Here is a 23,844-nt window from a genome sequence, read left to right as displayed (position 1 = left end):
ACTAATGCTAGAGATTATCTGAGTTGGCTATCTTTGCTGCCTCGGCGGTTATAACCACTAAATGCATTATTCTTTTTATCTAAGATGTCTTGGCAGTTTATGCAATAACGTACACCGGGTACGGCTTTTTGCCTAGCAAGAGAAATAGCATCTCCACATTCATCGCAGTACTCAGCACTTTCACCTTGTGCCATTTTATTACGGGCTCTTGCAATTGCGTCTTCAATGGTGGCATCTATTTGCTCTTGAACAGCACTATCATTAGCCCATCCACTTGCCATAATATTCTCCTATTCCAACATCGAATATAAATACTATTATTGGGGTGCTGATTAAAAAATCAACACTCACCATTAAAAAATGGCAATTTAAATATTAATAAATTTAGCAAATAAAAATAATTAGAAATAAAAATCCCCTCATAAAGAGGGGAAAACTTCAGAGGCATAAATATCGTTATTATTGTTTTTGTTCTCTAATAAATAGAGAAAGGATAAAGAATAGAGCAACAAAGACGATGATTAAATTAAAGCCAACAGAAACACTATAGCTTTCTGATACTTGTCCGATTAGTGACCCCGCTAATGCGCCACCTAATCCAGATGCAACATAGATTAAGCCCATCACAGAACCGCTTTTACTGGTTAATTTGGTTGCCACCGCAGCAGCCGTTGGAAACAATACCGATAATGCAAAACCAAACACCATAAATAAATAGACAACATCTTGTACAAAAATACGGCTAATAATAATTGCCACTAAAGAGAATAATGAAAACAGAATTAAGGTTTTACGATCACCTAATGCGAGGTTGATAAAGCCACCAATAAAGCGACCGATAGTAAATAAGAAAGCAAAACTTGAAATAACATAGGCTGCGGTTTCTGCTTTCTGGGCATTGGTTAAATTACCAATATCCATTGAGGTATAAAAAATAGGGAAGAAGTTTAAAAATGCTGCTTCAGCTGCAACATATAAAGTAATAAATAAGATAACCAGTAGTAACGATTTCTGTGTTAGCAACTCTAAAATGTCACTAAACTTCATATCAACTTGTGCGCTATTTTCTATTTTTAAAGTGCTTAATACCACAATGATCAGTGCAACAATCACTGCAACACCGACATAAAATGCGCGCCATGAAATAGAGTGGGAAAATAGATATTGTAAAATAAGTGGTGTGACAATCATCCCTACGCCAAACATCGCATTAGAGACATTAAACATCATACCGGCTTTTTCTTTATAAAAAGTAGGAATAACGGTAACGATAGACACTAACATCGAACCAATACCTAAACCAATAACTAGATAAAAACCAAAAAATAACATGACATTAAAGGCTAGGCTGGTTCCGGTTAAACCGACAGCCATCATTAATGAGCCAATAAACATCATGATTTTTAGGCCTTTTTTATCGGTAAAATAACCCGTTAATAAACTAGCAACTAAAAAACCAATTTGGAAAAAAGTAATTAATGAGCCGACTTGGCTCATATTTAATGAAATATCGTGTTGAACTTGTTCGAGGATAAGCCCTTTAGTGTTCTGTATGCCACCGAGTAAAAACATCGTGACAAACAGGAGGAAAAAAACTTTCCATTTTTGTTGTTTCGCCATAATTTAATCCTAGTTTTTCTACGGTATATTATTTTTTAATAATGGTCTTATCTTCAGATGTATTGTGTTTACCAATAGCATCAAATAACGCTTGTGTAGCCCAGCCATAACAGTAATAAAGCAGTGAATCACAAGCACTTTCTTCAGCAGCGATAACTGCTTCAATTAATTGATCTGCGGGTAAATTCCACATTTGAATACCGCTATAAATAAAGGTATTTGGTTGTGAGATTTGGCGCACTCGATTATTTTGTTCCGCTACAAATCGAATAGGAAAGCCTTGCTGTTGAAATGTCTTGTAAGATAAGTCATAAGGCAGGTCGAATAAGCGTTTAAATGCGGTGAATGCACGTTCTTGGCTCTCACTATCATGAGCAAAATGATTAATTAGCCCTTGAACATCAGCACCTCCGCCTAATTTATGGTAAGGAAAGTGTTTTAATGTTGAGCAATAGCGAGTTAACTCATGATAATCCTGCCCTAAAATCCAGCTATAAGCTGGTGGCCATAAATCAAGCCATAAGGTAATACCACCCGCAGTTTGTTTTGCATCAGTCAGCAATTTTTCAACTAATTGCGTTACGCTTTGCTGGCGAAATTTTTGCCATACTTTGAGTAATGGCTCTTCTTTTAATGCGGTAACTGGGGTGTCAAAATCACCTTGTTTTAATAAATCAGCTAATGCAGCAAGACGGTTTTTTATTTGCTCGACCGCTAAGCCTTGTTGCACCATTTTCTTTTCGCAATGAGGGCAAAAACAGGTAAATAATCCGGCGGGATTAACTTCTTTACCAGCCCAATCGGGAAAGCGAATTCGGTCGATTAAAAAGGTATCGTAGCCGTAGTTTTGTTTTAATGCTGTGAATGTCTTTTGCCAAAGTTGTGCGACATCAGGGGCATTAGGACAAAGCCAATGCGCTTGTGGACGCCCTTTAAAATCGACAACTTGATTATTTTCTACCTCGCCAATGAAATCACCGTTGAGGATATTTGCCCAGGGTATGACTTTGTATTTCCCGCCATCTGTTGCTTTTTTAATGACCATTAACGGATCTTCGCCCGCTAAAATAGTCGGATCAACTCGCTGACTAAGATGAGGAAAATCGGTATTTGTATTAATGTGTAGGGTACCCGTGCCCATAACTACATTATGAACAGGGTTATGAGGCAAGTTACCTACAGGATAAGGGTTGCGTTCAAAAATTGTATTAATTTCAACAAAAAGATGCTCCACATGCTTCATACCATCAAGGCGTTGAAGAATGGCTGACATGCCTTCGTCTAAAATATCATGAGGATGAAGATGTATTCCTGCCATGAGTTGCTCCCATCTCGTTTAATAGACTCTTTTATTTAGGGTTATCTCAGTTGGATTTCGGGCATAAACTGAATAGAAGGGTAAGCCGTTGCAAGGGCTAATATGGCGATGCCATATAACGGGCCTTTTTCCCATAGTTCAGAAAGCTCGATACTTACTTTTGTGTTAGCAAATAAATGTCTATCTAAATTGGCTTGTACACGCGGTAAAAAAGCCTCAGCTGAACGTGTCATTCCTCCGGTTAGTACCACTTTTTCTAGATTCGCAATGGCAACTAAATTCATAATACCTATAGCAAGATAGTCCGCCATTTCTTCAATTAATGACTGAGCAAGTGAGTCGCCTTGTTGAGCTGCGTTAATAATTTCAATAGCGCTAAGGTGCTCATCACGTAAACCTGTCATGCGTTCGCTTAAGCCAGAGCCAGAACAAAAGCTTTCAAAGCAGCCTTTATTACGCCAGTTACGAAAAAGGTGATCGCGGGCAAACATCATATAGCCAATTTCACCTGCAGCATTGTTTGCGCCGCGGATCACTTTTCCATCCATCAATAGTGCCGAACCTAAACCTGTTCCGATGCCGATTAATGCACAGCTATGAGTGTGGCGACAACGTCCTTTCCACATTTCCCCCACAAGTGCAGCACGAATGTCATTTTCCAGAACAACTTGTACGCCAAGCTTGTTTGTAAGATGTTGTGCTAATGGCAAATTATCCCATTGTGGTAAATTGGGTGAGCCTTCAAGTACAACCCCATTTTTGATATCGATGATCCCTGGTGTGGCAACGCCGATAACATTGATCTTTTTGCGGTCTACGCCGCTTTTATCGATCACATTCTCAATACTTTGTGCAAATTTTGCTAAAAAGAGTTCACGATCATCCGTGTCAAAGGTTGGTTCTTGATACTCATAAAGTAGGTCAGCATTTAAGTTAAAAACGGCATACGCAATTTTTGTTCCACCTAAATCAACACTCACACCTAGGCTATGCTGAGGATCGTAATTAACTAATATGCCTCTTCTACCTTGCCCTGACTGATCGCTAATTCCACTTTCATAAACGATTTTTTCTTCAAGTAAATCATTGATGATCTCAGATACCGTTGCTTTTGTGATGCCACTTATTTTTGCAATCTGAGCACGTGACAAAGGGCCTTGATGGCGAATGACATTTAATACAAGAGAAGCATTCATTTGCCGTAATGTATTGGGCACGTTAGGTGTCACGCTATTACTCCATTTGTTTAGAAACAAAACTAAAAAGTGTTTTTTTTATATGAAATCGTTTATTAATGATATTTATGCACCTAATTATATTTTTTGTAAAGTATAAAACAGCCAATTAGTTTGGAAACCATCCCAATTGCGTAACAGATCACAATTTATTGACTTGTTTAATCGGTGACCTCGTTTCTAAAAGATATTTTCTACGGATATTTTTAATTGAATAAAACAACTAAAATAAAAATATCATTTATTTTATGAAAAAAGGAATGCTGATGAAAAAGGGCGTGATATTAAGAACTATAATTGGGGGAATGTTGTTATTTCCACTGTATTCACAAGCAATTACATTAAGTGGATATCTTGAAGTAAAACAACTTCTTACGCAGGAAAAAACCAGCGAAGAGTTTAAATCGATTTCTCAAGCTTACTTTAATGGTATTGCTAACGGCTTTAATTTTTATGCAGTTGCAGTAAAAATTCACAATAAAGATACTGATTTTAAATTACTTTATTGTCCACCGCCTAAGACGATACAAAATGCAGATTTTATGATTGAACATTTGGATAACTACTTGGAAAAAAATCCTTTAGTCAAAAAGAAACAGGCTGATAGCCCTATTGAGTTAATTTATATTGCAGCATTGCAAGATGCTTATCCTTGCGAAGATTAAAATAAAAATAGCCACAATCCTTGTGGCTAAAACGATTTGGTGTGCTCTTTTTCTTGTTATTTACTTCAGGTTGCCTCTCTCATAAGCCCCTTGATGGAAGACACTCAAGCTGTTGCTGGTTGTGCTTGTTTTACTGAAACAAGATGGCAGCAATCGCTATCACCTGTTTTCTCAAAAGTAGATAAACGGGTAATTAAGAGTGAATTCATGTCTGTTAATAATCCATCTGCATGTAGTTTTTGCATGATGCTTTCATCGCAATCAGTATGATTTTTGCGTTGATAAGCCACAGGTGTTACACCGCGTAATACAGTGAGCTGCCCTGCTAATACGGGATTATCAGTTAATGCATAAACGGTATTATTTGGCATAAAACGTGATAATAAAGTCACTGATTTGCCATTTTCTGTTAGAGCCGCAACACTAAGATGTTTGTCATCATGAAATGCAGTTGTTGCAGCAGCTAAGGCTATCCAACGTCCTGTTTGTGAATAATAAGAAGGTGATTGCCACGGATTTTCTGCATTAGCAGCAAAAGAACGTTCTGCACCTTCAGCAACGCGTGCCATTGCGCTTACTGCTTCAACCGGATATTTACCTGCGGCAGTTTCGGCAGATAACATTACGGCATCAGTACCATCGCCTATGGCGTTAGCGATATCCATCACTTCTGCGCGCGTTGGCATTGGGCTTTCAATCATTGACTCCATCATTTGCGTTGCTGTAATCACAGGGCAACCCAAAGCGCGACAACGAGCAATTAACTGTTTTTGTGCCCCAGGTAAACTTGCATCCCCAATTTCTACGGCTAAATCGCCACGAGCAACCATAATGACATCAGAGGCGTTAATGATATCGTCCATATTTTCTTCACAGGAAACGACTTCTGCACGCTCTACTTTTGCCACGATTTTTGCATTACTACCGGCAGCAATAATCAGTTCACGAGCATATTCAATATCTGCGCCATTACGTGGGAATGAAACGGCGATATAATCTGCTTTAATTGCAGCTGCTGTGTGTATGTCTTGCTTGTCTTTATCAGTTAATGCAGGGGCAGATAACCCACCACCCAGTAAGTTAATGCCTTTACGGTTAGAAAGCTTTCCGCCTACAGTAACTTTGGTTTCAATTTTATTATTATTTACGCCACTGACTTGTAATTGAATATTACCGTCGTCCAGTAACAGAATATTCCCTGGTGTAACTTCTTGAACAAGTTGCGGATAATCTAAGCCAACTTGTTGCTCATCACCTAATGTTGCATCGAGATCTGCATTTAGGATAAAGCTATCGCCTTGCTGTAATTGAATAGAATCATTTTTAAAGTTAGCGATACGAATTTTCGGGCCTTGCAGGTCAGCTAAGATCCCGATGAATACACGATGTTTTTCTGCGACCTGACGGATAGTTGCGGCTGTTGCCTGATGTTGTTCGCTAGTGCCATGTGAAAAATTTAAACGAAATACGTTAGCGCCTGCCAGAATCAGTTTTTCAATCATCTGTTCTGAGCAGCTAGCTGGGCCAAGAGTCGCAACAATTTTAGTCTTACGCATAATGACATTCTCTTTTTAAGGAGGGATGCCTAATAGCATCCCTCAGTGACAACTTAATTAATTCATTAATTCATGGTGACTTTTTTCGCATTCCAGACCAGCGTAGCTAAGATCATGGAAACGATGGCAGAACCAATCCAGAAGTACTGTACTGTAGTGAAGTCGTAGTGAGTGATATCACCAACTTCAGTCACTTTAATCAGTGATGCTGAAATTAACTCTTGAGCAGAGGCTGCGATGTAAGCAAACAGTCCAATAAAGCCTTTTACTGCACCTACTGCGTTTTTCGGCATCAGATCACAAGCGGTTAAACCTGCTAAGAACACAACCAGACCACCCATTGCGAAACCAACCATACTTAATGCAACAGCATCCATTACACGGTTTTGAGGACCCCAGAACATCAGTGCGAAACCTGCGATGTTAGCAAGACCATAAATCAGTGTAGGAATATGACGGTTAGCGTTAAATAGTTTGTCAGACGCCATACCCGCTAAGATTGCGCCAAAGAAGCCAGCAATAGGGTAGGTAGACATTGCGAAACCAGCATCAATCAGTGAGTATCCTTTTGAACCTTGTAGGTAAAGGACAGCCCATGAGCTGATTGCATAGCGAGAGATGTACATTGCCGCACAAGCTGCTGCGATAATCCATACAGTAGGTTGTTTTAAAACAAATAGTTGAGCACGACGAGTTTCTTTCGGGTCACTTGATTTAACGGTTTCTGAATCTTCGCCATAAGCTGTTGCTGGGTCAGGTAAACCATAAGTACGAGGACGGTCTTTTAAGATCATCAGTAAAATGATACCCGCAGCAATACCTGCGATACCAGCACCAATGAAACCTGCACGCCAGCCGAAGAAGCTCACTATAGTGGCTGTTAAGATCCAAGTGATAGCTTCACCGATATTACGTGAACCACCCCAGATGGAATAAACGGTACCGCGTTGTTTTGGTGAGAACCATTGGAAGATCGACACACAAGAAGGTGCTGAACCTACAGATTGGAACCAACCATTAATACCCCATAACAGGATAAAGAACAGGCTAGCGGTTGACATCCCCATAAAAATACAAATGAAAGAAGATGCAATCAACGAGATGGACATAAAGCGTCCGATATTGGCATAATCTGACAAGAAACCGTTAGAGAACTTACCAAATGCGTAGGTAAAGAAGAACGCAGAACCCATTAAACCGAGCTCAGACGTTGTTACGATACCCGCATCCAGCATAGGTTTTTTCACCACACTGAGTGCCATACGGACTACATAGAACATGGCATAACCAAGAACGAGGCCGAGGAAGACCTGCCATTGATGCTTTTTATATATTGCGCGGATCTTTTCACTTGACGCTTCTAACAGCGGCAGATCCTTTCTGGTTTTAAAGAAACTTAGCATAGAGATGACTCCGAATATTATTCATGTCTGAAGCTGATTTTGGTTTTCAGAGCTGATGCTATTCATTTAGGCCATCTTGGTGCAAAAGTGGGTTTTTGAGTCAGCGATGACACATTCGGCTCAATTGATGAGTCAAATTTGTAACATCGCTATTTGGTGTTGGTTTAAAAATGAGTGAAGATATCGTCGTATCATTTCTACAAATGAGTCATTAAAGACTCATCAGCTAAAAATAATAAATATTGCTAAATATCAGAAGTTTGAAGTTCGACACATTTTTATGTTTATTCAAAATAAAACCAGGGGTATGTCATGAGAATAAAAATAACACTTAGCCTCGTCTGTTTACTGTTTAGTTGGCTGTTTATCACGCCTGTGCGTAGTGATGAACAGCCTCTCATTATTCTGACGACACTTTCTGATACACCAATGCGCCCTTTAACCGAGGCTTTTAGCGCACGTTATCCTGATACAAAAGTTCAGGTTGTGTATCGTCGCGTTGCTATTGCGACGCGTATGATGAAGCAGTATCCAACACAACCTGTTGATATTGTTATGTCATCTTCAGCAAACTTTTTTCATCATTTAGATAGAGAAGGTTTACTGGCACGTTTGCCTGTTAAGTATGAAACGCCCAAATGGCTAATGCGTCATAGCGATATTTTAAATGACAAAATAACCACTGTCGGTTATTCCGGTATTGGTATTATGAGTAATACACAGTATTTACAAAAACATGGTATTCCAGCACCTAGAAGTTGGGTTGATCTGAGTAATCCAATTTATCAAGGGCACCTCACTATGACGACGCCTGCAAACTCTGGCACTATGCAATTGATGGTTGAAAATGTATTGCAAGAGTACGGTTGGGATAAAGGCTGGCAGATTCTCCTTGAGACTAGCGGAAATTTATCTTCCATTTCAGCGCGTAGTGCTCGTGTTGGTGACGCCATTGCTAGGGGCATTGTTGGCGCTGGGCCTATTATTGATAACTATGCCTTTAATCACCAAAAACGCTTTGATTTTGTTGAATTTAGTTATTTCGATAAATCAATCATTTTGCCTGCTTATTTAGCGATAGTGGCTGAAAGTAGTAAACGTGAAACGGCGGCAAAATTTATTGCCTTTCTTTTGTCCGATGAAGGACAAGAGATTATTTATAAAAGCGATATGGCAAAAATTCCACTAAGCAAAGAGATCTTAGGCAATAACGATGAGCTGGCAAATAACACCGAATTTATTTTAAATAGCAATGAAGCTTATCGTCGAAGTGAAGTTGTTAACGCGCTATTTGACCAAATGATCACCCATAATTTCCCTTTAATGAGACAAGTATGGAATGACATTCATGAAGCCGAAAAACAAGAAAACAAAACACCTGAGCGAGTTTTAGCAATCAGTAAAGCAAGAGAAATAGCCAGTACAGTATTAATTAGTGAGAAAGAAGCCAATTCTCCGACACTTCAAGCGTTATTTATGAAAGAAGCTGATCAACGAGAATATTCAGATCAAGCATTGGCTGTGCTTTATCAATGGCGTACACAAGAAGCACAAAATCTAGAGCAAGCACTGGCTTTACTTAAAGAAACCAAATCACCCTGATCGCCTTGTGGTACAGATATACAGCAGGAAGCGCTGTTTTAATGAAAGGTATTACGGATGAAAATATTGATGCCTAAGCAATTTGGCAAACTAGGTAGACGCCTTTATATGGCGTTTACTTTTAGTTCATTACTCACCTTACTTATTGGTGTAATTATCTTTTTTATGTGGGGAAAACTGGCGACACAAATTAATGCGTCAGTGGGAGATTCTCTACCTATGTTGACCACCAGCTATAATATGGAGCGTTATAGCACCAATTTACAAATGCTATTAAAAGAGCGAGAACAGACTCAACGTAAATCAATTTCAGAACAACAAAAGCAAGAGATTCATCAGTTACTTGATAACTTGCGTCAGTTTCCAATAGAACAAAAACCGCAACGAGACTTTTATACTCATTTAGTTGATGAGTTAACAAATATTATTGCTGAACAAGATGTTTTATTAGATAAACGGCGTGAACTCGAAAATAGGCTGGCTCAATTGCTAGGGCAGCTTGCGTGGATGCATGATGCTGTGGGGGAAGATATTAAACCGCTACTCAATGAAATTGAGTGGCATGTTAGTCAGATGATCCAAGAGAAAAACGTTCAAGAAAATAGCTTGCAGTTATTGCTTGAGTCAACACTCTTACAAGAGTTATTTACGACGGAAAATGAACTTATTAGTTTAGTTGAAGAGATTGCGCATCAACGCTATAGCCGTGATATTGATGTCGCCTTTCACTATATTAATGTTAAAATTGATGAGATTATTGCATTAAATCAAAAGCTAAAAAATTTCCCATCAACCATTGCTCATCGCCAAATCTTGCAAGAAATTATTGCTATCACTCGTTATGGTGGTGATATTTATCAAACCTTACTTGATGATGTTGAAAACGAAAAAAAGCTTAAAGCATTAACGCCAGAGCTGACTCAAAAACTAACACAATTTGATGATGCTGTACGTGGTAATGTTTTTGCAACCACGGAATCTCTTAATGAGCTAAACGCGAATACACGTAAGCTAATGGGAACCGGAAAAATCGTTATTGTTGTGATTATTGTCGTATCGCTGTTACTCAGTATTATTGTGATGAAAATTCTGATTGATAGGCGATTAATCGCAAGACTCAATAAATTAAGTGACGATTTAGCTAATGTGGCGAAAGGAAATTTAACCGAGCCTGTTTTAATTGATGGCCAAGATGAGATTGGTTTGTTAAGTCGGCGTTTACGGCGATTTTGGCGACAAATGAAGGAAGTTGAAACCAGTAATGCGCTAAATTTAATTAACAATACCGATGCAAGTTTAATTACGTGTCATCATGATGGCAGAATGGAAACGGTTAACCCAAGTGCGGCATCTTTATTAGGAACTGGAAAAGAGCAAAGTAACAAACCGTTATGGCTGCTCTTTAATGGTGAAGCTAGCACTATGTTAAAATCACAGTTTAGCTCTACTAGTCAACTTTATCGCTTAGGTCAAAGTGAATGTATTATCCGAATGATAAAAGCAGGAGAGCCGCATTTCTTGCAATTTAATATTCGTGAATACCCTCATAAAGAAGAACATAAATATATTGTTACCATTACCGATATTACTCGCCAAGAGTTAAGTCGATTAGAACTTCAGCGTCTTGTTGCGCTGAAAACTCAAGATTTACAAGAGAAAAATCAGCAGTTAAATGAAGAAATAGTACGCAGAGAGCAAGCGCAAAAGCATCTCATTCAGACACAAGAAGAGTTAGTTCAAGCAGCAAAAATGGCGGTTGTCGGTCAGGCAATGACGAGTTTAGCGCATGAGCTTAACCAGCCACTCTCAGCGATTAATACCTATCTGTATAGTGCAAAACTCACTATACAGATGCAGAAGTATGAGCAATTACCTGATTCTATTGAACGCATAGAAAAACTGTGTGCTCGAATGAATCGAATTATTACGGCACTGCGTAATTTCTCAAGAAAATCATCATCTGAAATTAGTTTTGTTTCAGCACCATTAAAAGAGCTGGTGGAAAGCGCTATGGTGTTGGTAGAGTCTCGTTCTAAACGACAGCAATGTAAAATAATTAATAATGTGCCTGATAAGCTGACTATCTGTGCCGATCCGACACAAATAGAGCAAGTATTAGTTAACTTATTTGTTAATGCGATGGATGCGATAGCGGGCATTGGTGAAAGTCAGATTTCAATCGATCTGTTATCTGTTGACCCTAAACGTAAACTCGTCGGTATTGCTGATAGTGGTAAAGGATTTAATCCCGATGTTTTACCTAAACTCTTCACGCCATTTACCACCACAAAAGATGTCGGATTGGGATTAGGGTTATCTATTTGCCGTTCTATTATGCAACGGTTTGGTTATGATATTTATTTGGCATCAGCGTTAAACGGTGGCGCCATGGTTGTTTTGGAGTTTACTAATGACACAATCACTGATGCCTGATGTTGATGTTCTATTAATTGATGATGATGAAGATATTCTTGAGTCTTATCGTCATTTACTCAATCTTGCTGGTATGGTTGCCAGAGTTACTGACTCACCTGAAAAAGCATTAAATGCATTAACGCCAGAGTGGCAAGGTGCCGTGGTATTGGATATTTACATGCCAGCGATGAACGGCATGGAAGTATTAGAACGTATTAAACAGATTGATCCTCGTATTCCCGTCATTATGATCACTGGACACGGCGATATACCGCTAGCTGTCGAAGCTGTTAAAAAAGGGGCTTATGATTTTATTGAAAAACCAATAAATCCCCCAGCCTTTTTAGAATTGGTGGCTAAGGCGCACAAAGAACGACTCTCAACCCTTGCGCTTAGAAACACCATGATCAACACCACACAAGAGCGTTTAGTGGGTGATAGTGCACAAATTACGGCGATTAGAGAGCAAGTTCAGCAAATTGCTGATATTGATAAAGATTTAATGATTGAAGGTGAAATGGGCACTGGCCGTCATCTACTTGCTCAGCTTTTGCATGAATTAAGTCCACGTAATGAGCAAAGTATTCAAACTGTTGATTGTCAAAATCTACCTGATATTAAGCAAGTTATTGCTCAAATTGAAGCAGAAGGTATTGGCACGCTGATTTTACGTTCACCTTACTATTTATCTTCAGAGGCTCAGCGTTGGTTAAGTTCTTATTTATTAGATATAGAACGTCAAGGTAAGCGCCATTTTAGAACTATCGCTATTTTAGAAAATAACACGCAAGAACTAGTGACTGACGGGCGATTAATTCCTGAGTTCTATTATTATTTCTCGCAAATTACTTTTTCATTGCCACCATTAAGCGCACGACGTCCAGATATTATTCCGCTATTTAGGGCTTTTTTACGCCAAAGCGCGCAACGCTTAGGGATCGCTATTCCTAAAATAGATCGTAATTATCTCGATATTTTAAAACGGTATGATTGGCCAGGAAATATTCGTGAACTGCGTAATGTTGCTGAACTGTATGCGGTTGGTATTGTAAAAATGGTCGATAGTGAGCAGCATCGAGCTATTATTCCACCAGAAGGGCCTCTTGATAATTTAGTCGATGAATATGAACGTCGTTTAATTGAAGATGCATTATATCTATTTGCAGGGCGTGTGAGTGATGTGGCAGATTATTTAGGTATTCCACGCAAAAAGCTTTATTTACGTATGAAAAAACATGATTTAGATAAAGATAGCTACAAACCGAAAATGTAATTAGAAGATGGATAAAATCAATTTTACAGATAATTAATCATAAAGAAGCGCCTAAACGGCGCTCTTTAATGTATTTTTTGCTGCGAGATAATCACTAACATTATCGTGAGGCGAGAGTCACAAAATCCCCCGACCATTTACTGGTAAATTCAATGCGTAGTGACCCTTCCCATGAGCCATTGGGTAACGATGCTAAAGGTGCTGATTGATTATTATTGATTAAATTAAATAAAAATGCGCTCTGCATATTTTTAAGCTCACTTTTTTCTTCTTCGCTATTTGTTGCAACTAATCCGCCATTAACCCCTTTATGACTATCAAGAATGGTTGTTTCGTTATGTGTAGATAATGGCTTACCATTCCAATGTGTATTAACTGTTAATACTGATTTATCTGCTGGGTTTTTTAGTTCATTGCTAATAATTTTTGAGGTTAATTTAAAATCGGTCGCACCTTCAGCATCTTTAACCGTAATATCAAAAGATCCTGATTGTGAATTAAAACGTTTTTCATTTTCAGCAAATTCAAAATGCAGTGCATTTAAAGGTGTTATTGTTAATTCACTTTGTGGTTTTTTTACTGCTGTTGCACGCCAGCTTGCAGTGGTTTGCAATGATAAAGCCTCTGCTGCATAGACTGCATGAGTAACAAAAAAAGTGAGTAACAATACTAAATATGAGGTCATTTTTTTCATGGTTTATTCCTAAACGGTAAAGTCGATGTTAATAGCTATATCGGCTAAGAAATATTTTTCATGAGTATGTTTATTTTACTATTTGGATGGTCAAAAAACGAGTATCCATAAGAAAAATTATTAAATGAATTTGAAAAATATTTTATTTTAATGTTCGTAAAAAATAGGAATAAAATGTAATAAATATTTTTAAATGGTGAGTAATGTAAAGTTTAACTATATCAATATATTAAAGATATTACCTGGTCAGTTGTTGATTGAGTTCTTAATGTAAAACAACATAAATATTAAAAAGAATAAGTTACTCTAAGGAATTATATATTTAAAAAAATAATATATTCTATGTTGTTAAATTATTTTTTTAATAAATTGAATTAAAAAAATGAGAATCAATTAAGAAAAATAGCAAGAAAAATAAGTATAAAAACGTAGCTCTAAGTAAAGAAAAATAGACAAAAATAAAGGTTAGTATCAGATAATTAAACTAAAAAATAATAATTAGGGAGGTGTAATTATTTGTGATGGACTTATCATAAATAATTTTTAAAATATAATACTGTATGTATTAACAGTGTTTTGTGACAGTAGACGACACATGAAGTGTCTTTTTAATAAAATAAGGATGTTATTATGAAAAATATTAATATAGAAAAAAGTGCTTACATTAATCAAAATGCTAATGTTTTTGTGGTTAATGATAATGCTAAATTAATGGCAATGGGGGCAGAGCCTGAACCCGCTTATGTTTATTCCCAAAGTAATAACTCAGAAATTGTATGTTTTGAGGAGAGAGCTCAAATATACGGCGATTCGAGTGAAGTTATTTATGAAAATCCTGCCGAGTTTACTCCTACGACCAATAATAAATTTGTTACTTTTGCTGAAAATACAATTATCTGTCCTGGCAATAAATCAGTAAACTGTGCTTTTGGTAATGGTGCTATTTTTTATACAGGATATGAGTTATTAAAAGGACAAGAGTTAACTCATAAAACAAACTCTTATAATGATTATAAATTTTTAGAAAATAGCATTTGCTTTTCTTCTGGAAGTGATTCAACTATTTATACATCTCCTTCTAACTATTGTGTTATTAATGCTAAGTTAATTACTACAGGTAATTATTCTCGTATCGATGATTATTCACCTGCGTCTAATAATATTATTTTATCAATGGGTGATAAAAATAGAGTCGGCTCAAAGGGCTGTCGTGCATTATTATCAACGGGCGATAATGTATATGCTAGAATTGAAAACGCAGCATTAAGCGAAAAAGTTAATTATCTTGTTGAAAAACAAGAAATTATTTGTTTGGGTAAAGAGAGTCGAGTTTCTACTGATAACAAATCAATTGTTGTTGTAAAAGAAGATATGGAATGGGTTAAAGTGGGCATCAAAAGTATTTTGGCGGTTATAACCATGATAAATGATCGGCCTGATATTTTGCTTTTTTACACCGAGAATGAAGAGAATGAATATCCTGCTAATATTGCAGATGCACAAAAAATCAATTCAGGTTGGTATTACAAATTAAATGAAAATAAAGAATTAGTTAAAGTGAATAACCCAAATTATCAACCTTAATCTTATTTAAATAAAAGGTCACTTTGGTGACCTTTTTAATTTAAATAATTATTTTTAGCTATTCTTTAAAACAGTCACTTTTTAATGAAATATAACGATCAAACGCGATAATCAGTTGCTTATGTTCTTTCTTAAGCCAAGGGTGTTGGTAACTTTCACCGGGTAATAATTGTAATATTTTTGCATTTTCTTCTTCTGAATCACATTTATCATTCAGAAGTAGACGGAAATAAGTATTACCGGTATTTGTTATTGTGCCTGCAATATTATCGTGATTATAAGCAAAATTAAGCTCACGAGGACGTATCACCATCACTGTATTTAATCCAACAGTAGGAACTACCAAAGGCTGCTTGGTATTTTCATTATAAGGCACTAAATTTACCGGAGTTTCTTCAATAATAATTCGGTAATAGCGCTCTTTATTATCGCTAGCTCCTTTATAAAATAATTTAAAAAATTCATGCTCGCCAGGTAATAATACTTTCTGCAATGGTGTATAAAGTATTTCACCATTTTCTATGGGAAGTTGCACTTCATCCTTCTCTTTGCCACCCGGTTTTTCAATTTTATAAATATGAATTTTATAGAGGTTTGTTCTATCGGTATTATTTAGATAAGTACGTGAAAAAAAGGTTTTATTTGATTCTAAAGTAAAAACCTCAGAATCAACATAAAGTGCATTGGCATAAAAAGAATATCCAAAAAAGATTAGTGCGCCTATCGCTTTTAATAGTGTGTACATAACAGGCTTTCCAATGGTGAATTTAAAATAAGTTATCTAATAGTACCGCAAAATTAGAATAATGTGGTGATAATCCTATTAGACATAATAAAAAGAAAACGGATACAAATAGGTGCTTATATCTGTTGGCTATACATTAATGAATATCAGTATCAGACCATTTAGCAAATACAATTACATAACCGCTTGCTTATACGACACCAATCCAGTTTTCACATGCTAATAAATAAAGAGAAATACCTTCATTTATGGGATCCGAGAGCTATAAATCAGTATGGTAAAAATAGCCTTCTAGCTGATAAGGATAAGGCCATGTGTTTTCTGTCCATCAATAGGCTCATTATTACAGGCGCTTCTTGCTGATATTTTTATCCATTTTGGTGGGAGGTAAGACAGATAAGCTGAAAAAGGTACGTTTATCTTTTGAGGTAAATAAGCAATAAAGCTAGCCTCTAATGGTGGGGTGAGAAACATCAACCGATGGGTCAATATGGTTATGCATTTATGTACTGGCTAACAATTTTGCATCAGGTTTTTAAGCAGCCCAATACGGTGACCATTTGTTTTACTTCTGGTTAATGAACGGCGACGTTACTAGAATAAAGCACCACATGTTTCAGCTAGCCAGCGGCGATATTAAAACTGTTTTCACCGTTTTTATTATTTAGTCATTCAAATATATAAGTGGCATAAGGGAATAAAGTTATTATTACCCTAAATTAAACTTAATTTTTGCATGTTTGATGAATTTTAAAATGAATGTATTAATTATTAATCAATTAAGTCTTTTATTGATATTCATTATTTGTTGTAAATGATTAAATAAATCTTAATCCGATTATTCAATAAAGATTTAAATCAATAATAGTGATTATTATATTTTTAGTTTTTATATATTTATAATATATATTGAAATGTTAACTTAATTTGTTTTTAATTTCATTATAAAATATAAGAAACTAAAGTTGTTAATTTAAAGTAAAATAACCATGCCTTATCTCGAATAAATTAAAGGCATGGTTATTTAATTAGTTTGCAGATATAGAGAAGGAGAGCGCGTTTTGGCTTGGCTCCAAAATTAGTTTCTGGTTATGTTGCACATTGAGTAAATCTTCACCTAGTTTGACCAGCATAAATAGTTGTAATTCTGAGGCGATTATTGCGCTATGAGAACGATGATCTCCTTTGGCAAGCGCTATGCCGAGGATCTTATCTCTTGCTAGTTTTATTACTGTTGACGGAAATAGCTCTTCAGCAATTAAAATAACGGGGTGTGATGATTTAAAAATAGGTTTTATTTTCTGTTGTAGATGGTAAAGAACTTGATTACACAGATCACGTAAATCAAGTTCACGAGCACGAATATAAGGATCGTGAAGATTTTGATAAGTTTGTGCACGTATTTGCATTTCATCAAACCAAGCTTGTTGTGTGCTGAGTTTGTTACTTTTTATGCGCTCAATAACAGATGTTATTAATTCCTCATCATCTAACATCATGATATGGCCAGTAAAAATGGCGGCAACGTGTTCGCCTATCTCTTTTTTTGCTTTTTTAGCATAATTTTTCAGATCATTAATCGTTTCATGTATTGCTTGAGTGAGCTGTTGTGTTTGTTCTTCAATAGTTAGTGTTCCTGTCACTTCGTCTGATGGAACAAGTTGAGTTTCTTGCCAAATAAAAGCAGGGGCTTTAATTGAGGAGGGAGGAACTAATACGCCATGTAATGTCACTTTATCTAAAGAAGAAGTAAGGTCTTCACCGAATCCATTTTCAGCTAACTTAAGAAATGCTGCAATGGCTTCATTTTCTTGTTCGCCAGAGGCGATTAAAGTTATCTCATCACCTTTACGAATTTGTATTAAGGATAATTGATTTAAGCTCAAAGGATTAATTCGGCGATCACCTTTAATTAACTGGTAGTCGGCTTGAAAAGTTGAAAGTAATTCGACAAGAGTGGCCGCTGGCCGAACATGTAATCCATGCGGATTACGTATCACCCAACGGGCCTCTTTACCTTGAATTTTAGTTGGCAAAGTGAGATTACTTTGAGGCTGAGAGAAATTTTCACCTAATTGAATTTTTTTTGGATATAACGATTGTGAGGCTTCTTCTAACACTTTTTCCAGTGAAGCACCTGAAGATGCAGCGACAACTGCGGCTAATGTGCCTTCAACTAATGGTGCAGAACAAAGTGTGACTTTATTAGCTATTTCCGGTTCAAGTAGTTCCAACGCGGTTTCTGTGCTTAAAATAGCACTGCCTAAATCCATCATCACGACTATTGATTGTGCATCTGCTAATGACTCTATTGCGGTCATAATTTTTACAGCATCAGTCCCAATAACATGTTCTTCATCATTAACACCTGCCGCGACAGCAAGCCGACAATGATCAGGATTAATCATTTGGCTTGCAAGTTCTGCTACACCTTCAGCAAGGTGTTTACTATGCGAAACAATAACGATATTAATCATAGCTGACCTTTTTATCCTATTGTTATTGTGTATTACGCGTTAATACTATTAACAAGCGCTTGCATTATTAGTACAACAGAAGCTGCACCAGGATCTTTATGTCCAATGCTACGCTCACCAAGGTAGCTGGCTCGTCCTTTTCTTGCTTGCATAGGAATAGTTTTTTCAGCTGCTTGTTGAGCTGAAGCGTAAGCCTGTGTTATCGCTTCTTTTATGGTTAAGTTTTGTTGATTAGCTTGTTCTAAGCTATCAATCACTGTCCACCAAACATCACACATGGTCTTATCATTAGGTTCGGCTTTACCTCTACTAACAATACCTTCAACACCGTCTATTATCATTTCAGTGAATTGGACTAAATTTAGATTTTGGCGTGATATCGTCGGTTTTGCGGCTCTAATAAAAAAGGTACCAAATAAAGGACCACTCGCTCCACCTATATTAGAGAGTAGTACCATGCCTGTATTTTTAAGGATAAAACCGATGTCTTTATCTTCAAATTCAGGTAATTTTTCTGCGACTTTTTTAAAACCCCTATTCATATTTAATCCGTGGTCAGCATCTCCAATTTCGCGGTCTAGATCGGTCAGATAATCACTATTTTGTTCAAAAAGTTCGGCACATTGTTGTAGCCAAAGAATAATTTGCTGATTTGTTAATGTCATTTTTTATTCCTTTTTAATCTTTATTAAATCGGCTAGTTAACCATCGCTGGCGTAGATACAGGGGCATCCCATAGCGTAAGTAATTCATCATCTACTTTTAATAGGGTAATGGAGATGCCTGACATATCTAATGAAGTGCAATAAGAGCCAATTAAGGTGCGTTCGATGGATAAGCCAAATTTTTTACAGCATTCAGTGAGACGATAATAAACGCCGTGAAGTTCAGATAAAGGTGTAGCACCAAGATTGTTCACTAGTGCAATAACATGATCACCGGGTTGTAGGGGAAATTTAATTTGGACTTCTTCGATCCAGTCGCCTTTATTGCGATCCCATTGTCGAATGGTGCGCTGATAATGACCATTTTCAATCAAGGTATTGAACATGGCATCTACAGTATCGTTTAGTGAAGTAAACCTCCGACGATCAATGCCTGGTTCACCATGAATTCCCACGCCAAATTCCATTTCATTTTCAGGAAGAGTAAAAGAAGGTTTTCCCGCCGCTGGAACAGTACAAGCGGTTAACGCAATGCCAATTGAAAAGCCATTATTGTTAATTTGATGACCTAGTTTAACCAGTTCATCTAAAGCGTCACCGCGCTCGGCAGCAGCACCAAGTAGCTTTTCCATTAATACCGTATTCGCTACGCCACGACGTCCTGCTGTATATAAGCTGTCTTTCACCGCAACATCATCATCAACTAAAACAGAGGCAATTTTGACACCATCATCATGTAGAAGCTCAGTTGCTGTTTCAAAATTGAGCACATCTCCCGTATAGTTTTTAACAATCATTAATACGCCTTCACCGCTATCAATGGCTTTAGCACATTCATACATTTTATCTGGAGTGGGGGATGTGAATATCTCACCAGGGCAAGCACCATCTAACATGCCTTTACCTACAAATCCGGCATGCATAGGTTCATGACCACTGCCGCCGCCAGATAACAGAGCCACTTTTCCTTTTATGGGAGCATCCTGACGTGTGACATAAAAAAGAGAGGGATGTAATTTGATTTCAGGATGAGCTTTTGCAAAACCTTGCAACTGTTCAGATAAAACATCATCAACACGATTAATAAGTTTTTTCATCTTAACGCTCCATTTGAAATGTGGCTTAGCCTAAAAGTGGAAAAATAAATTCTCCATATTAGGTCTTGTGCTTTTTTGATTAGAGACTGGATAAAATCATGACTTTTTTAGCAAAACAGCCGAGCTGCTTGTAATAAACATAAGAATTATTTTTTGTTTGGGTTAAAAATGAATCTACATCATTTATGTTTTTATAAGAACATGATAGTCAATTAACCTGCCAGAATGGGAGCAAGATCATAAAAAAAGAAGAGAAGGGAGTTACAGAGAAAAATTAAACACCTTGTAATAGTGCTAAAGCTTTTTCCCGTTGCTCTGGTGACAAGTTTTTTATCACACTTAACAAGAGGGCATCTTTGTTTTTTGCACTGGGCATTAATGTATGGCTAAAAGTAAGATTTAAAACAAAAGTGTGCCCACATTCAGGATCGCTACATGCACAATAGAGATCCGATAACTCTTTGTGTTTTCTGTTACTTTTTTTAACCATCGCTTTTTCACCACACTCAGGACAAAAAATTGTTAATACACGCATGTTGTTTTTCTCTTTTTTTATTCACTACGAGTTAGATCCTATTTTAGCTAAAATTTGTATTATAACCAGATAAATATTGTTTTTTTATATATTCATTTGTTTTCAATTACTAAAACATAGTTTAAACAAGTTTATTTGTTTTTAATGTTGTGGATATTTCGGTTAAATTCGGTTAATGGTGTTTAACCGATATTAACCGAACAACCTTACTGGCATAAAATACAAACTTTATAGATAATAACTCCAGATTAAATCACTCACAAAGATACTCAACATATTGAATTTATTTTAGATTTAATTTGTTTCTTTGATAATTGTGTGATGTGAGATAGAAAATGGATAGCCTATCTTAAATTAACAAGGAATTTAGTAGGAATATAACTTTATAGATATTTGTCTGTCATAAAGGGCATTGTGTATATTCCAAAATAAAAGGAACTTGGATTATCTCATTAGCAGTTATCTATTTCGTTGCATAAGGATGTGAGTGGCTACGAATTCCGTACAGATTATCTTATTGATACTGGGAGGTGAGGGTTCTTTTTACGGTTTTGAATACTGTAACCAGATACGAGGTATATTCATGGATGAATATGATCACACACTGATATCGTTAGTTATCGTTGGTGTTTTTATTGCTTTAGGTAAAATGCTAGTTGCTAACGAAACTATCACGTTACGCTTATTTATAGGCAGAATTATTTTAGGCTCGGCAGTTTCTGTTGTTGCTGGTGCATTGCTTATCTTATGGCCGGGTATTAATCCTATCGCGGTGTTGGGAATTGGTTCTGCGCTGGGAATTGCGGGCTATCAGTTAGTTGAAATCTGGCTACGTAAACGTGGTAATCAACTGTTCTCAGGGAAGGGAAAAGATGACACTAAGTGATAAGCAGCAACAATTTACTGTTATGGTGGCTAAGCTAATTTTATGGGCTCAATCTAATGGATATGGATTAACCTTTGGCGAAGCTTATCGAACGGCGCAGCAATCTCAATGGAATGCAAAAAATGGAAAAGGAATTCGGCAAAGTTTGCACACTCAACGATTAGCGATAGATTTTAATCTATTTATCAATGGGGTGTATCAAACACAAAGTGAGGCTTATCGTCCTTTAGGGGAATATTGGTGCTCATTAGGTGGAACTTGGGGAGGGCATTTTTCTTACCCCGATGGTAATCATTTTAGTCTTGAACACCAAGGTATTCGGTGATTTTTCTAGTATTAACGCGATATGCAAGGATTGCACTGTTGGCGTTGAGTAAGGAAATAAGCTAAGGATGGTATCAAGACAGCAGTACGTTAAAACAATGGATGTTGATAACGGCAATAGAAGAGCAGATGCATAAGGATATGCGTCTGCTCTTCAACCTATTTTTAGTGAACGTCAGGACCCGTCCATTCGGCAAATACATTTACGTAGCCACTGGCTTCTACTACGCCTAACCAATCTTCACCTTCCAATGAAAATAGCGAAACACCTTCATCCATTGGAAACGAGAGCTGTAAATCGGTGCGGTAAAAAGAACCTTCTGATTGATAAGGTTCAGGCCATGTAGTTTGTGCCCATAATGCATCTTTAAGATCTACAGGAGCATTATTACAGGCACTTCTTGCTGATATTTTTTGCCCATTTTGACTGGTATAAGAAAGATAAGCTGAAAATGGTACGTTTATCTTTTTATCTTTTGAGGTAAACAAGCAATAAGGCTGACCTCTAATGGTAGTTTGTGGGCCTTCAACCGATGCGGTAATTTTATCAGCTTGACGAAATGCACTCGTGGTAATGATGTAATCGAAGATGAGAGGAGGGGCTTTATTTCCCACTTTCCCTTCACGATAAGGTTTATTCACTAAGTCTTTAGAAACAATACTCACACCATAATCACGTGGCTTAATAATAATGGTATTAGAGGGCGTAAATTCATAAAAGCCAGACTGGGGTACTGCTGTATTGGTAAAACTAAAAGTAAATAAGTCCTGACTTTTTGATAAATCTACGTTTCTTTGAATTAACTTCTTAAGAAAGCTCTTTTTAAAGTGAACGTAAACACCCCCATCACCTATTTTCATTAATAAAGGTACAGATGTTGTGGATGAGTAATAGTAAAGAGGCGCTACACCTGCGGAAGAAAGGTAAATATCAGACGGAGCAGGTGTGAATTTTAATGTTGCTGTATCGACTTTCATCGATAAATACATGCTCGAGAACGCAGAGCCTGAAAAGTTATAATCAACCATTTTGCAAATAACTTCATCTTTACCTAAATCACAAAATTTAGATCCTAAACCTAATATTGCATTACCTTCGCTATCAACAAAAATCTCTTGTAAGGCATTGGTGGATTTTAATTTGATATGTCCTTCTTTGGTGATGGCAAAACTTTGTTCATAAACAGTCCCTTTAACAGAACGACAAGTTTCACCTAATGAAGGGTTATAATCTTTTTTGGTATAACAGGAAAAATAGTTAAAAAGCTCTACCGCGCCAATAGGAAGTTGTCGTATATACTGATAAAAAGAGTCAGAAAAAATACCACGAGGAATACCTGCTTCACCACCGTGGGTATTCATATAAGCACGGTACATACCATCATTTAGCATCTGTTGAGGTCTTTGCACACCATCAGCAGGACAATCTTTATAGGTTCTCCAACAACGGTTACCAATAAATGGCATTTTAATGGGGGAGTTTTCTAACCAAATATCAAAGTAATTATAAAGAGGAATAGAACCTCCATATCCCATATAGCCCAAGCTGAGTTGGTTAGTTGCACTGTATTTGGTAAATACGTTAGCGCCACTAAAACGTGGGTCAGTGGTTTTAGGTGTAATGAAATATTCATTATCAATATTGTTTTCAATAAACACGATGCTGTTTTTATAAGTAACAGCACTATAAGAAAATGTAGAAAAGAGAGTCAGCATTAAAAATAGGCAAGCTTTTAACATAACATTGTTT

The 23,844-nt window shown here is 36.8% G+C and carries 20 protein-coding genes; 7 read left to right on the top strand and 13 right to left on the bottom strand.

From position 1 onward, the window contains the following. Positions 1-14: 14 nt before the first annotated feature. The 4 genes from M997_RS15940 to M997_RS15925 form a co-directional block, all read right to left on the bottom strand. Positions 15-281, bottom strand: coding sequence for a DksA/TraR family C4-type zinc finger protein (locus M997_RS15940; protein WP_064721100.1), 267 nt, complete (start codon positions 279-281; stop codon positions 15-17). A gap of 178 nt (positions 282-459) precedes the next feature. Next, entirely contained in the window at positions 460-1,620 is a 1,161-nt protein-coding gene (locus tag M997_RS15935) for an MFS transporter (protein WP_064721099.1), read from the bottom strand. A gap of 28 nt (positions 1,621-1,648) precedes the next feature. Then, entirely contained in the window at positions 1,649-2,938 is a 1,290-nt protein-coding gene (locus M997_RS15930; RefSeq protein WP_064721098.1) for a hypothetical protein, read from the bottom strand. A gap of 41 nt (positions 2,939-2,979) precedes the next feature. Next, positions 2,980-4,167, bottom strand: a complete 1,188-nt coding sequence (locus M997_RS15925) for an ROK family transcriptional regulator (RefSeq protein ID WP_239994700.1) — start codon at positions 4,165-4,167, stop codon at positions 2,980-2,982. Positions 4,168-4,439: 272 nt separating this feature from the next. On the opposite strand from M997_RS15925, the gene M997_RS15920 reads away from it, so the two are divergent. Further along, positions 4,440-4,838, top strand: coding sequence for a Rap1a family protein (locus tag M997_RS15920; RefSeq protein ID WP_064721097.1), 399 nt, complete (start codon positions 4,440-4,442; stop codon positions 4,836-4,838). Positions 4,839-4,942: 104 nt separating this feature from the next. On the opposite strand, the gene pyk is transcribed toward M997_RS15920, so the two are convergent. Next, positions 4,943-6,394 carry a pyruvate kinase gene (gene pyk / locus M997_RS15915; protein WP_064721096.1) on the bottom strand — a complete coding sequence of 484 codons (1,452 nt, stop codon included), beginning with the start codon at positions 6,392-6,394 and terminating at the stop codon, positions 4,943-4,945. Between the two features lie 65 nt (positions 6,395-6,459). Further along, positions 6,460-7,797: an MFS transporter gene (locus tag M997_RS15910; RefSeq protein ID WP_064721095.1), complete on the bottom strand. Its 1,338-nt coding sequence runs from the start codon at positions 7,795-7,797 to the stop codon at positions 6,460-6,462. A gap of 312 nt (positions 7,798-8,109) precedes the next feature. Between M997_RS15910 and M997_RS15905 the strand changes: the two genes are divergently transcribed. From M997_RS15905 to M997_RS15895, 3 genes are read left to right on the top strand one after another with little or no spacing between them, the layout of a single operon-like run. Continuing rightward, positions 8,110-9,399, top strand: a complete 1,290-nt coding sequence (locus M997_RS15905) for an ABC transporter substrate-binding protein (protein ID WP_064721094.1) — start codon at positions 8,110-8,112, stop codon at positions 9,397-9,399. 57 nt (positions 9,400-9,456) lie between these two features. After that, a complete protein-coding gene (locus M997_RS15900) occupies positions 9,457-11,832 on the top strand; it encodes an ATP-binding protein (RefSeq protein WP_064721093.1) in 2,376 nt (791 codons plus the stop codon). Then, on the top strand, positions 11,810-13,087 hold the full coding sequence (locus M997_RS15895) for a sigma-54-dependent transcriptional regulator (protein ID WP_064721092.1): 1,278 nt from the start codon (positions 11,810-11,812) through the stop codon (positions 13,085-13,087). The genes M997_RS15900 and M997_RS15895 overlap by 23 nt, the downstream gene beginning before the upstream one ends. A 100-nt stretch (positions 13,088-13,187) precedes the next feature. On the opposite strand, the gene M997_RS15890 is transcribed toward M997_RS15895, so the two are convergent. Further along, a complete protein-coding gene (locus M997_RS15890; RefSeq protein ID WP_064721091.1) occupies positions 13,188-13,781 on the bottom strand; it encodes a common pilus major fimbrillin subunit EcpA in 594 nt (197 codons plus the stop codon). A gap of 630 nt (positions 13,782-14,411) precedes the next feature. On the opposite strand from M997_RS15890, the gene M997_RS15885 reads away from it, so the two are divergent. Beyond that, positions 14,412-15,365: a hypothetical protein gene (locus M997_RS15885; protein WP_064721090.1), complete on the top strand. Its 954-nt coding sequence runs from the start codon at positions 14,412-14,414 to the stop codon at positions 15,363-15,365. 58 nt (positions 15,366-15,423) lie between these two features. On the opposite strand, the gene M997_RS15880 is transcribed toward M997_RS15885, so the two are convergent. The 5 genes from M997_RS15880 to M997_RS15860 all read right to left on the bottom strand — a co-directional run bounded on the left by M997_RS15880 (position 15,424) and on the right by M997_RS15860 (position 20,884). Further along, positions 15,424-16,110, bottom strand: a complete 687-nt coding sequence (locus M997_RS15880) for a fimbrial biogenesis chaperone (RefSeq protein ID WP_064721089.1) — start codon at positions 16,108-16,110, stop codon at positions 15,424-15,426. Positions 16,111-17,138: 1,028 nt separating this feature from the next. Continuing rightward, positions 17,139-18,587: a dihydroxyacetone kinase phosphoryl donor subunit DhaM gene (gene dhaM / locus M997_RS15875; protein WP_064721088.1), complete on the bottom strand. Its 1,449-nt coding sequence runs from the start codon at positions 18,585-18,587 to the stop codon at positions 17,139-17,141. Positions 18,588-18,619: 32 nt separating this feature from the next. Then, complete coding sequence (dhaL, locus tag M997_RS15870) at positions 18,620-19,252, bottom strand: dihydroxyacetone kinase subunit DhaL (protein ID WP_064721087.1); 633 nt, start codon at positions 19,250-19,252, stop codon at positions 18,620-18,622. A 32-nt stretch (positions 19,253-19,284) separates the two neighbouring features. Continuing rightward, a complete protein-coding gene (dhaK, locus tag M997_RS15865; RefSeq protein ID WP_064721086.1) occupies positions 19,285-20,349 on the bottom strand; it encodes a dihydroxyacetone kinase subunit DhaK in 1,065 nt (354 codons plus the stop codon). Between the two features lie 274 nt (positions 20,350-20,623). Continuing rightward, positions 20,624-20,884, bottom strand: coding sequence for an Ogr/Delta-like zinc finger protein (locus M997_RS15860; RefSeq protein WP_064721085.1), 261 nt, complete (start codon positions 20,882-20,884; stop codon positions 20,624-20,626). Positions 20,885-21,467: 583 nt separating this feature from the next. Here M997_RS15860 and M997_RS15855 point away from each other — a divergent pair. After that, a complete protein-coding gene (locus M997_RS15855; RefSeq protein ID WP_064721084.1) occupies positions 21,468-21,770 on the top strand; it encodes a phage holin family protein in 303 nt (100 codons plus the stop codon). Further along, the gene (locus tag M997_RS15850; protein WP_064721083.1) at positions 21,757-22,095 is read left to right on the top strand and encodes a M15 family metallopeptidase; all 339 of its coding nucleotides are present in this window, start codon (positions 21,757-21,759) and stop codon (positions 22,093-22,095) included. Before M997_RS15855 ends, M997_RS15850 begins: the two co-directional genes overlap by 14 nt. A gap of 164 nt (positions 22,096-22,259) precedes the next feature. Here M997_RS15850 and M997_RS15845 read toward each other — a convergent pair whose 3' ends face one another. Continuing rightward, positions 22,260-23,834 carry a hypothetical protein gene (locus M997_RS15845; protein ID WP_064721082.1) on the bottom strand — a complete coding sequence of 525 codons (1,575 nt, stop codon included), beginning with the start codon at positions 23,832-23,834 and terminating at the stop codon, positions 22,260-22,262. Positions 23,835-23,844: the final 10 nt, after the last annotated feature.

Origin of the sequence: Proteus hauseri ATCC 700826, from assembly GCF_001654965.1 — a bacterium.
Taxonomy (GTDB): Bacteria; Pseudomonadota; Gammaproteobacteria; order Enterobacterales; family Enterobacteriaceae; genus Proteus; species Proteus hauseri.
This window is presented reverse-complemented; position numbering and strand designations above follow the sequence as displayed.